Genomic DNA, 14,885 nt, shown 5'->3' on the forward strand with positions numbered 1-14,885 from the left:
GCCGTGGCCCCCGAGATCGGCGCGGACCAAGGCGATCGAGCGGTCGAGCAGCCAGCGCAGCTCCGCAGTCCACAGCGGGGAATCGGCGTCGGGCCAGCCCGCCATGATCTCGGCGGCGTCGTCCGGCCGCACCGCGAGCCGATCGAGGATCGCGGGAGCGTCGGCCTTGGCCGGCAGCGGAGCCGACGGCCGGTCGCCGGCGAGCCGGTGCACGCGCTCGACGTCCTCGACGGGTACCCCGAGCCGGGCGGCGATATCGTCCAGATCCACGCGCACGACCCTACCGGCCCTCTCGGCTGGTGGGGTCCAGACCCGGCCTGGGCAGCAACAGCGCCAACAGCGGGGGGTGTGTTTCTTGGTGCTTGTAGCGCGACGAGTGTCGCGGAATCGGTTCCCAACTGGGCAGTGCTGCGCCGAGGTTGGCTCGTCGTTGCTGGCAGCGAGCAGCGACGGGCTCCCTCGGCGCAAGGACTGCGTCTCAGATCTCAGGATGGCGAGGATGAAGACGGCGACGGTGACGGCGATGTGCGGACGTCGGGCTCCGACGGCGTTCGCTGTGCGGAGCGAACGCCGTCGGAAGATGCGGTGATGGTTCCGGGGGCGGCACCGAGGAGGTCGGTTGCGCGGGTTTCGCGGGCGAAGGCCACTGCGATGAGGGTGAGCAGGGTCGCTGCGCCCAGGTAGATGGCCAGGAGCGTGGAGGTCTTGTCGCCGTTGTGCTGGAGGACCGCCACGGCGATCAGCGGGGCGGGGGCTCCTGCCGCGATGGACGCCACCTGGTAGCCGATCGATGCGCCGGAGTAGCGCACGTTGGTGGCGAAGAGTTCGGCGAAGAACGCCGCCTGGGGCGCGTACATCAGGCCGTGGAACGCCAGCGCGACGGTGACCGCCAGTACGGCCTGCGGGTACGACTTCGCGTTGAGGAGGCCGAAGAAGAACGGGGTCCAGACGCCGATGCCGATCGCGCCGGCCAGGTAGACGGGGCGGCGGCCGATTCGGTCGGAGAGTGCGCCGAAGGCCGGGATCAGGGCGAATTCGATGGCTGAACCGATCAGGACCGCGTCGAGGCCGAAGGACTTCGGCAACTTCAGGTAGTCGACCACGTAGACCAGGATGAATGCGGTGATCAGATAGTAGGAGATGTTCTCGGCCATCCGGGCGCCGAACGCGGTCAGCAGTTGCTTCCAGCCGGTGCGGAAGACCTCGACGATCGGCGGCCTGGCGGTGGCGCGGACGGCTTCGCGGCGGGCCTGGGCTTGCCGGAACGCCTCGGTCTCGCTCAGGGAGGCGCGCACCCAGAGGCCCACGATCAGCAGCAGCGCGGAGAGGCCGAAGCCTACGCGCCAGCCCCAGGACAGGAACGCCTTCTCGGAGAGGTTCTGCGAGAGCAGCAGGAGGACACCGGTGCCCAGCACGTTGCCGAGCGGCGCGCCGGCCTGTGGCCAGGAGGCCCAGAAGCCGCGGTGCTTCCGGTCCTGCTCGGCGACGATCAGGACCGCGCCGCCCCACTCGCCGCCCAGCGCGAAGCCCTGGATCATGCGCAGGGTCGTGAGCAGGATCGGCGCGGAGACACCGATCGCCGCATAGGACGGGACGGCCGCGATGAGCGTGGTCGCGGTGCCCATGATGACGAGCGTGATGACCAGGGCGCGCTTGCGGCCGATCCGGTCGCCGAGGTCGCCGAAGAACACGCCGCCGAGCGGCCGCGCGGCGAAGCCGAGCGCGTAGGTGAGGAACGAGAGCAGCGTGCCGGTCAGCGGATCGTGCTTGTCGAAGAAGACCTTCGGGAAGACCACCGCGGCGGCGGTGCCGTAGAGGAAGAAGTCGTACCACTCCAGGGTGGTGCCGACGAGGGCGGCGCCGACCACGCGCCAGCGGGACTGGGGTCGCGGCCGGCCGGGGGCGGCGGTCTGGACTGCGGGTGTGGTGCTCAACGCTGAGCTCCTGTCACAGGCGGAGTACGGGACGCGCCGGGGATTCGCCTCGCTGCCGGAAGGACCGGAAGAGCCGGAGGCACGGCGTGTGGGTTGTGCGTACTGTCCTGTGTGAGCTCGGGGGAAGGGATGTGGGGGCGGCATACTCTGCCGCCCCCGGTTGTGGGGACTGCTTACGGGTGTGTGGACGCCATCAGTGGATTGGCATGGTCGGCACCGGGCCGTCGGGCAGGCGCAGCGCCGGGCCGGTGGCCGCGACGACCTCCTGCGCGGTCACGCCGGGCGCGAGCTCACGCAGCGTCAGGCCCTCGTCCTCGACGTCGAGGACGGCGAGGTCGGTGATGACGCGGTGCACCACGCGCTTGCCGGTCAGCGGCAGCGAGCACTCCTTCACCAGCTTGTGGCCGCCGTCCCTGGCCACGTGCTCCATCAGGACGATCACCCGCTTCGCGCCGTGCACCAGGTCCATCGCGCCGCCCATCCCCTTGACCATCTTGCCGGGGATCAGCCAGTTAGCCAGGTCGCCGCGCTCGCTGACCTGCATCGCGCCGAGCACGGCCACGTCGATCTTGCCGCCGCGGATCATCGCGAACGAGGTCGCGGAGTCGAACAGCGAGGCGCCCGGGAGCAGGGTCACCGTCTCCTTGCCCGCGTTGATCAGGTCGGGGTCCTCGTCGCCCTCGTAGGGGTACGGCCCGGTGCCGAGGATGCCGTTCTCCGACTGGAGCACGACGGTGACGCCCTCGGGCACGTAGTTCGGGATCAGAGTCGGCAGGCCGATGCCGAGGTTCACGTACTGGCCGTCGCGAAGTTCGAGCGCGGCGCGGGCGGCCATCTGGTTGCGGTCGAGAGCCATCTCAGTTCCCGTTCGTGGTCGCGGCGGCGGTGGAGGTGGTGTCCGGGCGCGGGCGCACGGTGCGCCGCTCGATCCGCTTCTCGGCGACGGTCGCCTCGACGACCCGGTGGACGTGCACGCCGGGCAGCTGCACGCCGGCCGCCGGGATCTCGCCGGGCTCGACGATGCGCTCGGCTTCGAGCACGCAGATCCGCCCGGCCATCGCCGCCAGCGGGTTGAAGTTCAGCGCGGAGCCGTTGAAGACCGCGTTGCCGTGCCGGTCCGCCACCGCGGCCCGCACCAGCGCGAAGTCCGTGGTGATCGCCTCTTCGAGGATGAACTCGCGCTCGCCGAAGACGCGCGCCTCCTTGGCCGGCGAGGCGACCGCGATCGATCCGTCGGGGGCGTACCGCCACGGCAGGCCCCCCTCGGCGACCTGGGTGCCGACACCGGTCGCGGTGTAGAACGCCGGGATGCCCGCGCCGCCCGCGCGCAGCCGCTCGGCGAGCGTGCCCTGCGGGGTGAGCTCCACTTCGAGCTCCCCGGCCAGGTACTGCCGGGCGAACTCCTTGTTCTCTCCGACGTACGAACTGGTCATCCGGGTGATGCGGCCCGCTTCGAGCAGCAGGCCCAGACCCCAGCCGTCCACCCCGCAGTTGTTCGACACCACGCGCAGGTCCGTCGAGCCCCTGGCGAGCAGGGCGGCGATCAGAGTGGACGGGATGCCGCAGAGGCCGAAGCCCCCCACGGCGACACTCGCCCCGTCCGGAATGTCGGCCACGGCCTCGGCCGCGGTGACCACCTTGTCCATCGAACCCGTTCCTATCTTGTCGACAGCCCAATCCTCGTTGACGGCGAAGCCGCTGGATGACCCCTGCCGACGACTCTAGGGGATGTTTGAGCCGTGGGGCCGGGGCCGCGGCGCTGTCGCGCACGCTCGCCGCGTCGTCGGTTCGCTCCCGGACGACCAGTCTGGGACCGAACTTCCGCCTCGTGACCGCGCGCCATGCACCGTGCCCTGATCCGAACCCACCTCTCAAACACCCCCTAGTGCGGCGACACCGGGCGGCAATCTTCAACAGGCTTCCATGCGGGAGTCTCAAGCAGCGCGCCGACCGATCGGATGGCGGTTGCGCACATGTGGATCGCTCCGAGTATGGGGGTGCGCTCCATGGGTACCGATCGCCGCAGTTCCTACGGTTCCCCGCAGCAGTAGGACAGCAGTTGGACCCGCCGGAACTCTCCAGAGGAGCAGCAACGATGCGCTCTCACTCCCATCGCCGCCTCGGCGCGGGACTGGCCTGTGCAGCTCTAGCCGCAGCCGCCGGGTGCGCCACGCCCACCACGGCGGCCGGCGGTGGCGGCACCGCGAGCACAAGCGCCGACATAAAGATCGGGATCATCACTGAGAAGTCCGGTCCGTACGCGTCGTACGCCGCCGAATACCTGGCGGGCCTCAACGCCGGGATCGACTACGCGACCAACGGCACGGGCAGGATCAACGGCCACCGGATCGTGCTGAGCGTGCAGGACGACGCCGACAGCCCGACCACCGCGGTGTCCGAAGCCAAGGACCTGATCGGCCAGGGCGTCACGCTGATCGGCGGCTCGGTCGACTCGGCCATCGCGTTGCAGGTCGCCGCGGTCGCCGCGCAGAACAAGGTGCTGTTCGTCGCCGGACCCGCCGCGACCGACAAGCTCGACGCGCTCAACCGCTACACCTTCCGCTCCGGGCGCGAGTCGTATCAGGACATCGCGACGGCCGGCACCTTCGTCGGCGACCTGACCGGCAAGAAGGTCGTGGTCCTCGCGCAGAACAGCGAGTTCGGCACCGCGAACGCCGCCGGGGTCAAGGCCGTGCTCGGCGCCAAGGGCGCGGTCGTCTCCAGCGTCCTGGTTCCGCTGAGCGCCACCGACTTCACGCCGTTCACCCAGCAGATCCTGGCCAAGAAGCCGGACCTGCTGTTCGTCGCGTGGGCCGGCGCGAACGCCACGCAGCTGTGGACCACGCTCAACCAGCAGGGCGTGCTGTCCGCGACGCAGGTGGTCACCGGGCTGGCGAACACGGCCACCTATCCGGCGACCGGTCCCGCGGGCTCGAAGATCGAGTTCCTGGCGCACTACTTCGCCGGCGCGGGCGGCGGCAATCCGATCGAGGCCGCGATGACCGCGAGCGTGCAGAAGGCCGGCGGCACCGTGGACCTGTTCACCCCGGACGGCTTTACCGCCGCGCAGCTGTTCGCGCACGCGGTCCAGGCCGACCCGACCGACGTCGCGAAGCAGATCGCCGCGCTTGAGGGCTGGAGCTTCCAGGGCGTCGCCGGCCAGTACACCGTGCGCGCCGCCGACCACGCGCTGCTCCAGCCGGAGTTCCAGGCGACGCTGAGCGGATCGGGCACGACGTGGACGGCGAAGCTGGTCAAGTCCGTGGACCCGGCCGCCATCGCGCCGCCCCCGCCGGCCACGGCCGCCTGGTCGACCTCGGGTTCATGAGATGACCGTGGCTGACGCACGGGCCGGGACGCTCGGTGCGGGCGCGGGTGCCGGAACGGCCGCCACGGCGGCGGCTCCGGCGCCCGCGCTGGCGGTCGAGGAGCTGACCTGGCGGGTCGGCGGCCGCGCCGTCGTCGACCGGGTCGGCTTCGCGGTCGCGCCCGGCGAACTGCTCGCGGTCATCGGGCCGAACGGCGCGGGCAAGACCACCCTGTTCAACCTCGTCAGTGGTCTGCTCAGACCGGACTCGGGGCGGATCATGCTGGCCGGGCGGGAGGTGACGCGGCTGCCGACGCACCGGCGGGTCCGCCACGGGCTCGGCCGCACCTTTCAGACTTCGAGCGTGTTCCCCGAGATGACCGTCGCGCAGAACGCGCAGCTCGCGGCTCAGGCGGCCATCGCGGGGCCCTACGGTTCGCTCAAGGTGTGGACCCGGATCGGCCGCCCGGCGCGGGAGCGCGCGGCCGAGGCGCTGGAGCGCACCAGGCTCGCCCGCCGCGCGGACGCCCGCGCCGGAGCCCTCTCGCACGGCGAGAAACGCAAGCTGGAGCTGGCGATCCTGCTCGCCGGGCGCCACCGGGTGCTGCTGCTGGACGAGCCGATGGCGGGGATGGCCGCCGAGGAGGTGCCCGAGCTGACCGAGCTGATCCGCGAGGTGCATCGCGACGGTGCCACGATCCTGATGGTCGAGCACCACATGGAGGTCGTGCTCGGCCTCGCGCAACGCGTCGCGGTACTGCACCACGGCGCGCTGCTGGCCTGTGACCGGCCCGCCGCCGTGGTCGACGACCCGGCCGTGCGCGAGGCGTACCTCGGGGAGCCGCTGTGAGTCGGCCGGACCCGATCCTGCACGTCAGCGGTCTGACGGTGACGCTCGGCGGCAGCGCGATCCTGCACGGCGTCTCCTTCGACGTCGCCGCGACCGGCGTGACCGCGCTGCTCGGCCGCAACGGGGTCGGCAAGACCACGACGGTCCGCTCCGTGCTCGGGCTGAACCCGGCCGGCGGCGAGATCCGGTTCGCCGGGCGGGACATCAGCGCCCTGCCGACGCACCGCAGGGCCAGGCGCGGCATCGGCTACGTGCCGGAGGACCGCGTGGTCTTCTCCGGCCTGACGGTCGAGGAGAATCTGCGCCTGGCCGAGCCGGCGCGCGGCGTGCCGCGCTACGAGCTCGTACACGACCTCTTCCCCGTGCTGCGGGAGCGGGCGCGGCAGCGGGCCGGAACGCTGTCCGGCGGCGAGCAGCAGATGCTCGCGCTCGGCCGGGCGCTGCTCGGCCCGGCGCGGCTGCTGCTGGTCGACGAGCCGACCAAGGGCCTGTCGCCGAAGTACACCGCGATGGTCGCGGCCGCGCTCGGGCGGATGGCCGAACAGGTTCCGATCCTGTTGGTGGAGCAGAACCTGGCCGTGGTGCGCAGGACGGCGCGTGACGCAGTCGTACTCGACATGGGACGTGTAGTGCACACCGGCGATGCCCGCGACCTGCTGGCCGACCCGAGCCTGACCAACCGCCTGCTGGGCGTCTCGGCGCCGTCGGCGCAGGCCGCTGAGACGGCTGGGATCAACACGGCCGCGACCGAAGCGCCTGCGATCGACACAGCGGCGATGCCCGCCTCCGGAGGCGCGTGATGAGCACCCTGGTACTGCTGACCGCCACCGGGCTGGGGCTCGCGGCCCTGTACTTCCTGGTCGCCTCCGGTCTGTCGCTGATCTTCGGCCTGATGGACGTGCTCAACTTCGCGCACGGCGCCTTCGTCTCGGTCGGCGGCTACGCGGCCTGGACCATCGCCGACCACGTCGCGGGCACGTTCGGGCTCGGCGTCGCACTGCTGGTCGCCGTCGTCTCGGGGGCCGCGCTCGCCGCGCTCACCGAGCTGGTGATCATCAGGCCGCTGTATTCACGCCCGCTCGACCAGGTCCTGGCGACCGTCGGGCTCGGCCTCGCGATTCCGGCGCTGCTGCAAGCGGTCTGGGGCGCCGATCCGCGCATCTGGACGCTGCCGAGTTGGCTCGGCGGCACCGTGAGCGTGTTCGGCGCGCACGTCCCGACCGTCCGCTTCGTGCTGATCGCGGCGGCGCTCGTGCTGCTGACCGGCCTGCGCCTGCTGCTCACGCGCACGCGCGCCGGGCTGATCGTGCGCGCCGGTGTGGAGGACCGTGAGATGGTCTCCGCGCTCGGCATCGACGTGCGCAGGGCCTTCACCGGCGTGTTCGCGCTCGGCGGCGCGGCCGCCGGGCTCGCCGGGATGCTCGACGGCCTGTACCAGGGCTCGATCTCTCCCGGGGACGGCACCTCGCTGCTCATCTTCGCGTTCGTGGTCGTCGTGCTCGGCCGGACCGGCTCGCTCACCGGCGCCGCCGTCGCGTCGGCCGCGGTCGGGCTCACGCAGCAGTTCGCGAACTATCTCTCCCCGAACCTCGGCGACGAGTCGGTGGTCATCCTGCTCGCCGCGGTGCTCCTGCTGCGGCGGCGCGATCTCAAGGGCAGGCCGGCATGACTCGGACCGACACCGTTCGGAGCAAATCAGTAAGGACTCTGCTGCGCAGCCGCGGCGCGGCCGTGCTGCTCGTGCTGGCGCTGCTCTATGCGATCCCTTATTCCACGCTCCGCGTCCCCGCGGTGTTCGACGGGCCGCTCGACTCGCCCGGCGTGCTGCAACTGCTCGCGGTCTGCCTGGTCTTCGCAGGGCTCGCACTGAGCTACGACCTGCTGTTCGGCCACACCGGGCTGCTGTCCTTCGGGCACGGCCTGTTCGTCACCGGCGGCATGTACGTCACCACGATCCTGGTCGACCACGCCGGATACAGCCTGCTGATCTCCGCCGCCGCGGGACTCGGCGTCGGGCTCGCGGCGGCCGTGCTGCTCGGCGCGGTGGCGCTGCGCGTGGACGGCATCGGCTTCGCCATGGTCACGTTAGCGTTCGGCCAGGCCGTCTCATTGCTCGTGGTCTCCGGCTCACCCGCGCTGACCGGCGGCGAACAGGGCCAGACACTGAACGCGGCGTCCGTCCCGGCTGTGCTCTCCGGCATCCGTAACACGGCGAACCTCTACTGGCTCGCGCTCGGCTACCTCGCGCTGTGCGCCGTGGTCGTCTGGTGGCTGACGGCTTCCGTGCCCGGACGGGTGATGCGCGCGGTCAAGGAGAACGAGCAGCGCGTCGCGGTGCTCGGCCTCAACCCGTACCTGTTCAAGCTGCTCGCCTTCGTGGTCGCCGGGCTGCTGGCCACCGGCGGGGGAGTGGTCTATCTGCTGCTGCTCGGCGGCGCGACGCCGACGGTCGCCGGCTCCGACTTCACCCTCGGCCTGCTGGTCATGGTCGTGCTCGGTGGGGCGGGGCGCCGCTGGGGGGTGGTCGCCGGGGGAGTGCTGTACGCCTACGCGGACCAGTCGCTCACCCGGCTCTCCGGCTCGACCTCGGTGGCCGCACTGCCCGGCCTGCTGCGCGGCCCGTTGCAGCAGCCGCTCTTTCTGTTGGGTGCCTCGTTCGTGGCGGTGGTGTTTTTCCTTCCGGGGGGCCTCGCGACATTGCCCGACCGGCTTCGCACCTCGACGATGCGAATACGAGGACGGCGGACGAGAAGGGAATCCGCGCATGGCTGACTTTCGGAACTTCGAGGAGTACCAGATACCCGTCCCCGGCGGTGATCTGGCGGTGCTGCGCTGGCGCGCGACCGCCGCCGCGGCACCGACGGCAGTGCTGGTGCACGGGATCACCGGCAACGCCCTGGCCTGGGCCGCGGTCGCCGAGGCGGTGGCCGGGCGAGTCAACCTTCTGGCGTTGGACCTGCGCGGACGCGCGTACTCCCGGGACATCGCCCCGCCGCCGCCGTGGGGCCTCGACATCGACGCCGAAGACGTCATCGCGGTGCTCGACCACGCCGGCCTCGACAGCGCCGTGCTCGTCGGGCACTCGCTCGGCGCCTTCATCGTCTGCACCGCCGCAGCGCGGCATCCCGAACGCGTGCGCTCACTGGTCGCGGTCGACGGCGGCGCGCGGTTCGGCCTGCCGCCGGACATCGATCCGGACGAGCTGCTCGAACTCACCGTCGGCCCCGCGGTGAAGAAGCTGCGCATGGTCTTCGCCGACGGCGAGGCCTACCTGGACTTCCACCGCGCGCATCCCTCCTTCGTCGGCAACTGGAGCCCGCAGCTGACCGCGTATCTCGCGCGCGACACGTTCTGGCTGCCCGACGGCAGGGTGATCTCGTCGTGCATCGAGGCCGCGATACGCGCGGACGGCCGCCAATTGATCGTCGACGACTTCGTCAACGACGCGATCAACCACACCACCTGCCCCGTCACCCTCCTGTGCGCCGAGCGCGGCATCCTCAACCAGCCGCAGGGCTTTTACAGCGACGAGGTACTCGACGCGGCCGGGATCGACCGGGACCGGGTGGCCGCGCAGCTGATCCCCGGCACCAACCACTACACGGTGGTCGGCCCCGGCGACGGCGCCGATTCGATCACCGCGGCGATACTGGCCCACGCCGGTGCGGCCGCGGGCGGTGCGCCGGAGTTGACTGGTAGCGGCATTCCACTGCGCGGCGCGGCGTGAAGTAGAGCCGGCGCACATGATGGCTACGCGGAAAGAGACCTACCTTCAGGTCAAGCGGCGTCAAGGGCCCATACGCGGAATGTCAAGCCGCAGCTAAATCGGCTGACATCCGGCGCTCCAGTGCAGATCAAGTAGTGGATCGACACGCAGAACGCCGCGGTGCCATACCCGCTGTTCGAACTCGCCATACCCATCGGCGAAAGGTCTCTTTCCGTGCAATCGATGTCGCTTGCGCGCCGCCGACCGACCCGCGCCCTCGGCGCCACGGCCGTCGTGCTCGCCGTGCTCACCGCGCTCCTCGTCTCGCTCGGCTCCGGGCAGCGGGCCCGCGCCGCCGCGTCCCTGACCCAGGTCTCGAACTTCGGCTCGAACCCCGGCGCAATTCAGATGTACGACTACGTCTCGGCCGCGGCCGGGACGAACGCCCCGCTGGTGGTGGCCATGCACGGCTGCACCCAGCAGGCCTCCGACTACTACAACGACTCCGGCTGGCCCAAGTACGCCGACCTGTGGGGCTTCGACGTGGTCTTCCCGCAGCAGACCTCGTCGAACAGCTCCACCGAGTGCTTCGACTGGTACACCTCCTCGGACGACACCCGCGGCAACGGCGAAGCCGCCTCGATCATCCAGATGGTCCAGTACATGCAGGCCCACTACTCGATCGACCCCAAACGCATCTACGTCACCGGCCTGTCTGCGGGCGCCGGCATGACCGCCGACCTGCTCGCCGACTACCCGGACGTGTTCGCCGCCGGCTCGATCGACTCCGGACTGCCCGCGCAGTGTGCCACCGGCGGCCAGACGACCGCCTACACCTGCATGGACGGCGCGGTGAACAAGACCGTCGCGCAGTGGGCCGCGCTGGCCACCGGCTCGGATCCCGGATACAACGGCCCCTGGCCGCGCGTCGCGATCTGGCAGGGCAGCTCCGACTACACGGTCAACACCGCGAACTTCTCCGAGCTCATGGACCAGTGGACCGGCGTGTGGGGCATCAGCCAGACCGCGTCGTCCACGGCCTCCCTCACCGGCGGCACCACCGAGAGCATCTACAACGACTCGGCCGGCAAGCCGGCCGTCGAGACGTACCAGATCTCGGGCATGGGCCACGGCCTGGCGGTCAATCCGGGTTCGGGCCTGACGCAGTGCGGCGCGACCGGCGCGTACTTCCTCAGTTACATCTGCTCGACGTACTACACGGCCGTGTTCTGGGGGCTGGACAACGGAGCCGGCTCGCCGTCGCCGAGCGCGTCCGCTTCGGCCTCGGCATCTCCCTCGCCGTCGCCGTCAGCGTCCCCGTCCAAGTCGGCTTCGCCGTCAGCATCGCCGTCGTCCACGTGGACGCCCAAGTGCTTCACGGAGAGCAACTACCAGCAGACGGTGGACGGCCACGCGTACCAGTCCGGCGGCTACACCTACGCCAACGGTTCGAACCAGAACATGGGTCTGTGGAACACGTTCGCAACCCACACGCTCGAAGAGACCGGTCCGAACTACTACGTCATCGCAGACACGCACTGCCCGTGACGTGATGACTCCGAGCGCGTCCTGGAGCTAAAGCAGGCTGTGCAGACGCAACGCCAGCTGCAACTCCAGGGCGCGCTCGGGTGCGTTCCAGTCCGCACCGAGCAGTTGCGCGATCCGGTCGAGTCGCTGCGTCACAGTGTTGACGTGTACGTGCAGAACGTCCTTGGTGCGCATCAGGTTTCCGCCGCAGCCGAAATACGCGTCGAGTGTGTGCACCAGATCGGTAGCGCGCCGCGCGTCGTACTCCAGCACCGGCCCGAGCGTCGCCCGCACGAACGCCGGGACGTCAGACGTCTTCGGCTCCACGCCGCCGAGCAGCAGACCGACGAAGCCCAGATCGCGCGTCGACGCCGCGTCACCGATCCGGCCGAGTGCCAGCAGCGCCGCGAGACAACGGGCACCTTCCGCCTGCGTGGCGGCGAATGCCGCCGGACCGCGCGCCGGGCCCGCCGCGCCCGCAGTCACCGGCCGCTGGATCGCGCCGTGCAGGTGGTGCACCACGTCGCGCGCCACGCCGGTCGGGTCCGAGCCGGGAAGCAGCAGCACCGTCACCCCGGCCCGCTCGCCGGCCAGGCCCCGGCTGGTCGCGGCCAGGTGCGCGGCGGCGGAGGCCAGCCGCTGCCGGTCCGCGTCCTGCGCCTGCGCGACCACCGCCACGTACGGCACGTCCAGGTCCGCGCCGAGCCGCCGCGCCCGCTCGCGCAGCGAATCAAGGCTCGACTCGCCCCGGTCGGCCGCGTCGAGCAGATCGGCGACCAGTTCGCCGCGCACCCGGTGCTCGGCCTCCCGCGCGGAGCGCTCGATCAGCAGGCGCAGCGCCGTCATCGTCGCGGCGCGCTCCAGGATTCGCTGGTCGGAGCCCTCCAGGTCCAGCTGCGGCCGACCGCGCAGCACCACCGAGCCCAGCTTCTCCTGCCCGGCCGTCACTGCGGCCACCCACAGCCGTCCGGCCGGCAACGCACGGCCGGTCTTCGCCGACTGCGCGGCGGATGCCTCAACCGAGCCCAGTTCGTCCGGCTCCAGCAGACCGCACAGGCAGCGGCCGGTCTCGTCCACGATCGCCACCGGGCCGCCGAGCAGTTCGGCCACCGAGGCGGCCAACTCGCCGAGCCCGGCGCCGCGCAGCAGCAGCCCGGTCAGCGCCTCGTGCGCCTCCGCCGCGCGTTCCACCGCCTCGCTGTGCGCCTGGATCGTCCGGCTCGCGTCGGCGAGTTCGGCCAGCGCCGCCTTCGTCTCGGCCAACTGGTTCGCCGACTCGATCGCGATCGCGGCATGCGTGGCCAGCGAGCTGAGCAGCGTGATCTCGTCCCGGCTGAACGGCCTCACCCGCCGGTCCGACGCGTAAAGCACGCCGATCACCCGGCCGCTGGCCAGCAGCGGCACGCCGAGTATCGCGACCAAGCCCTCTTCATGCACGGCCGCGTCGATGGTGCGGGTGTGATGGAACTGGTCGTCGTTGAAGTAATCCGCCGTCACGTACGGCGAGGCGGTCTGCGCGACCAGCCCGCCGAGCCCTTCACCCATACCGAGCCGGACCTGCTGGAACTTCGCCGACACCGAGCCCTCGGTCACCCGCATGAAGGTGTCCCCGGCCTCCAGGTCGTTCAGCGAGAGGTAGGCCACGTCGGTACCGAGCAGCTTGCGTGCTCGCACCACGATCGCCCGCAGCACCGAGTCCAGGTCGCGCAGCTCGGCCAGGTCGCTCGCGGTCTCGAACAGCGCGGCGAGCTCGTTCTCCCGCCGCCGCTGCTCGCGTAGCGTCGAGCGCACCCGCAGCGCAAGTGTGCGTGCACGCTCCAGCCGCGAGATCGTCTCGGCGTCCGCACCCTGCGCGTGCGCGCGTGCGATCGGCGCGTCGTACTCGACCGCCGAGGCGTCCTGCACCAGCAGGCTGAGGAACGGCAGCTCAGTGTCGGAGAGGGCGTTAAGGTCCGACACGGTTCGCCGAATGGACGGAATAGTCACGGTGCGGTCCAGTGTGGGTGAGCTTCACTGTGCAGTCCATGTCACTGCGCGGTCCAGGCGCCGTCGATCGTCAATGACGCGCCGTTGATGAACGAGGCCTGCGGCGAGCACAGGTACACCGCAAGCTGCGCCACCTCGGTCGGCTCGATCAACCGCTTGATCGGCGACCGGGCGAGCAGCACGTCGCCGACCACCCGGTCCTGCGGGATCGCGTGCGCGGCGGCCTGCTCCGCGATCTGCCGCTCGACCAGCGGCGTGCGCACGTAGCCCGGATTGATGCAGTTCGACGTGACGCCGCGCGGCCCGCCCTCGACCGCGACCACCTTGGAGAAACCCTCCAACGCGTGCTTCACCGTCACATACCCCGCCTTGAACGCCGAGGCGCGCAGGCCGTGCACCGAGCTGATGTTCACCACCCGGCCCCAACCGCGCTCGTACATGCCCGGCAGCGCTGCGCGCACCAGCCGGAACGGCGCCTCGACCATGACCGTGAGCATCCGGTGGAACGCATCCGGCGGAAAGTCCTCCAGCGGCCGCACGACCTGGAAGCCCGCGTTGTTCACGACGATGTCGGCGTCCTGGCCGAGCGCCGCGACCACGTCGAGCTCGGCCAGATCCACCGCTCGTGCCTCGCCCCCGGTGACTGCGGCGACCTCCTGTGCACCGGCCCCGTCCAGGTCCACCACGCGCACTCTCGCCCCCGCCGCGGCGAGCGCCAGCGCGCATGCCCGGCCGATTCCGCTCGCGGCTCCGGTGACCACCGCGGTGCGGCCGGTCAGGTCCAAGCCCGCGGCCAACGGCCCGGTCTCTGTCATCGATGCTGTGGTCACTGGAGCCACCGGGTCCACCGTCGTCATGGTCCTGACCGTAAGGTCACGTCGCGGTCACGCGCATGTGGTCCACCCACATATCTGCGCCCAAGCTCTGTGGATTAACCGATCATGTGTTGCGATCACGCATGTGCTTCGGCCACGGCTGTGTTGCTGTCACGGCTGCGTGGCGATTACCGCCGTGTTGAATCACGCCTGTGCCGAAATCACTGCTGAGCCGAAGTCACTGCGCCGCAGCGACGTACTCAGTCTCCGTGTCGGCCACACCGGTTTGATGCGTTACACGGTGCTTGGCGAGCGCTGAGACGGTGAGACTCACCGCAGCCGTGACCGTTCCGCAGATGGCGGCCGTCGTGATCATCTGCTGCGCGGAATGATGCGCCACAGCCAGAATCACCGTCGCCTCCGCCACGATCCCGCCGAACACCAGCCAGCCGGTCACGTGCGAGCGCCGCGCGACCGCATCCAGCAGCGCCAGCTGTACCAGTGCCTGGGTCGCGCCGGACAGCGCGAACAGACCCGCCGCCGAGGACAGGTCGAAGCCCTCGAACGTGCCGAGGTACTTCGCGCCGAAGGCGAACCGGATCAGCGTAGAGGCGGCGAGCACGGTGGTCACGACCATCGCCAGCCCGATCCCCACCGCCAGCCCCATCGCCGTCGTCAGAGCCTTGCGCCGGGTCTCCGGCACCGCCAGCTTCGGGTACGCCAGCACCCCGGCGAACTGCGGAGCGAAGTAGCCCGCCCG

General features: G+C 70.8%; 12 protein-coding genes and 2 pseudogenes. 7 read left to right on the forward strand and 7 right to left on the reverse strand.

The genetic code is table 11. The annotated features are described in order from the left end of the window. The 4 genes and pseudogenes from VGS97_RS22500 to VGS97_RS22515 form a co-directional block, all read right to left on the reverse strand. A pseudogene (locus tag VGS97_RS22500) lies at positions 1–270 on the reverse strand (hypothetical protein); the annotation flags it as partial. A gap of 215 nt (positions 271–485) precedes the next feature. Beyond that, on the reverse strand, positions 486–1,934 hold the full coding sequence (locus VGS97_RS22505) for an MFS transporter (protein ID WP_326855612.1): 1,449 nt from the start codon (positions 1,932–1,934) through the stop codon (positions 486–488). 193 nt (positions 1,935–2,127) lie between these two features. Next, a complete protein-coding gene (locus VGS97_RS22510; protein ID WP_326855613.1) occupies positions 2,128–2,790 on the reverse strand; it encodes a CoA transferase subunit B in 663 nt (220 codons plus the stop codon). 1 nt (position 2,791) lies between these two features. Continuing rightward, positions 2,792–3,580: a CoA transferase subunit A gene (locus VGS97_RS22515; RefSeq protein WP_326855614.1), complete on the reverse strand. Its 789-nt coding sequence runs from the start codon at positions 3,578–3,580 to the stop codon at positions 2,792–2,794. A gap of 449 nt (positions 3,581–4,029) precedes the next feature. Between VGS97_RS22515 and VGS97_RS22520 the strand changes: the two genes are divergently transcribed. The 7 genes from VGS97_RS22520 to VGS97_RS22550 all read left to right on the forward strand — a co-directional run bounded on the left by VGS97_RS22520 (position 4,030) and on the right by VGS97_RS22550 (position 11,345). Then, the gene (locus VGS97_RS22520) at positions 4,030–5,262 is read left to right on the forward strand and encodes a substrate-binding domain-containing protein (protein ID WP_326855615.1); all 1,233 of its coding nucleotides are present in this window, start codon (positions 4,030–4,032) and stop codon (positions 5,260–5,262) included. A 1-nt stretch (position 5,263) separates the two neighbouring features. Next, positions 5,264–6,091 carry an ABC transporter ATP-binding protein gene (locus VGS97_RS22525; RefSeq protein WP_414641797.1) on the forward strand — a complete coding sequence of 276 codons (828 nt, stop codon included), beginning with the start codon at positions 5,264–5,266 and terminating at the stop codon, positions 6,089–6,091. Further along, complete coding sequence (locus tag VGS97_RS22530) at positions 6,088–6,891, forward strand: ABC transporter ATP-binding protein (protein WP_326855617.1); 804 nt, start codon at positions 6,088–6,090, stop codon at positions 6,889–6,891. Before VGS97_RS22525 ends, VGS97_RS22530 begins: the two co-directional genes overlap by 4 nt. Then, a complete protein-coding gene (locus VGS97_RS22535; protein WP_326855618.1) occupies positions 6,891–7,760 on the forward strand; it encodes a branched-chain amino acid ABC transporter permease in 870 nt (289 codons plus the stop codon). Before VGS97_RS22530 ends, VGS97_RS22535 begins: the two co-directional genes overlap by 1 nt. Beyond that, the gene (locus VGS97_RS22540; protein ID WP_326855619.1) at positions 7,757–8,863 is read left to right on the forward strand and encodes a branched-chain amino acid ABC transporter permease; all 1,107 of its coding nucleotides are present in this window, start codon (positions 7,757–7,759) and stop codon (positions 8,861–8,863) included. Before VGS97_RS22535 ends, VGS97_RS22540 begins: the two co-directional genes overlap by 4 nt. Beyond that, positions 8,856–9,818: an alpha/beta hydrolase gene (locus tag VGS97_RS22545; RefSeq protein WP_326855620.1), complete on the forward strand. Its 963-nt coding sequence runs from the start codon at positions 8,856–8,858 to the stop codon at positions 9,816–9,818. Before VGS97_RS22540 ends, VGS97_RS22545 begins: the two co-directional genes overlap by 8 nt. Before the next feature lie 222 nt (positions 9,819–10,040). Continuing rightward, positions 10,041–11,345, forward strand: a complete 1,305-nt coding sequence (locus tag VGS97_RS22550; protein WP_326855624.1) for a PHB depolymerase family esterase — start codon at positions 10,041–10,043, stop codon at positions 11,343–11,345. A 27-nt stretch (positions 11,346–11,372) separates the two neighbouring features. On the opposite strand, the gene VGS97_RS22555 is transcribed toward VGS97_RS22550, so the two are convergent. The 3 genes and pseudogenes from VGS97_RS22555 to VGS97_RS22565 form a co-directional block, all read right to left on the reverse strand. Continuing rightward, complete coding sequence (locus VGS97_RS22555) at positions 11,373–13,283, reverse strand: helix-turn-helix domain-containing protein (protein ID WP_326855621.1); 1,911 nt, start codon at positions 13,281–13,283, stop codon at positions 11,373–11,375. A 68-nt stretch (positions 13,284–13,351) separates the two neighbouring features. Then, on the reverse strand, positions 13,352–14,167 hold the full coding sequence (locus VGS97_RS22560; RefSeq protein WP_326855622.1) for an SDR family oxidoreductase: 816 nt from the start codon (positions 14,165–14,167) through the stop codon (positions 13,352–13,354). Between the two features lie 196 nt (positions 14,168–14,363). Beyond that, positions 14,364–14,885, reverse strand: a pseudogene (locus VGS97_RS22565) (hypothetical protein); the annotation flags it as partial.

The organism is Actinocrinis sp. (assembly GCF_035946395.1).
Lineage (GTDB): Bacteria > Actinomycetota > Actinomycetes > Streptomycetales > Catenulisporaceae > Actinocrinis.

Bases quoted from the DNA above. Each gene is read 5' to 3' on its own strand.
- VGS97_RS22510 (WP_326855613.1), bottom strand. From the start codon at position 2,790: ATGGCTCTCGACCGCAACCAGATGGCCGCCCGCGCCGCGCTCGAACTT.
- VGS97_RS22515 (WP_326855614.1), bottom strand. From the start codon at position 3,580: ATGGACAAGGTGGTCACCGCGGCCGAGGCCGTGGCCGACATTCCGGAC.
- VGS97_RS22520 (WP_326855615.1), top strand. From the start codon at position 4,030: ATGCGCTCTCACTCCCATCGCCGCCTCGGCGCGGGACTGGCCTGTGCA.
- VGS97_RS22525 (WP_414641797.1), top strand. From the start codon at position 5,264: ATGACCGTGGCTGACGCACGGGCCGGGACGCTCGGTGCGGGCGCGGGT.
- VGS97_RS22535 (WP_326855618.1), top strand. From the start codon at position 6,891: ATGAGCACCCTGGTACTGCTGACCGCCACCGGGCTGGGGCTCGCGGCC.
- VGS97_RS22540 (WP_326855619.1), top strand. From the start codon at position 7,757: ATGACTCGGACCGACACCGTTCGGAGCAAATCAGTAAGGACTCTGCTG.
- VGS97_RS22545 (WP_326855620.1), top strand. From the start codon at position 8,856: ATGGCTGACTTTCGGAACTTCGAGGAGTACCAGATACCCGTCCCCGGC.
- VGS97_RS22550 (WP_326855624.1), top strand. From the start codon at position 10,041: ATGTCGCTTGCGCGCCGCCGACCGACCCGCGCCCTCGGCGCCACGGCC.
- VGS97_RS22560 (WP_326855622.1), bottom strand. From the start codon at position 14,167: ATGACGACGGTGGACCCGGTGGCTCCAGTGACCACAGCATCGATGACA.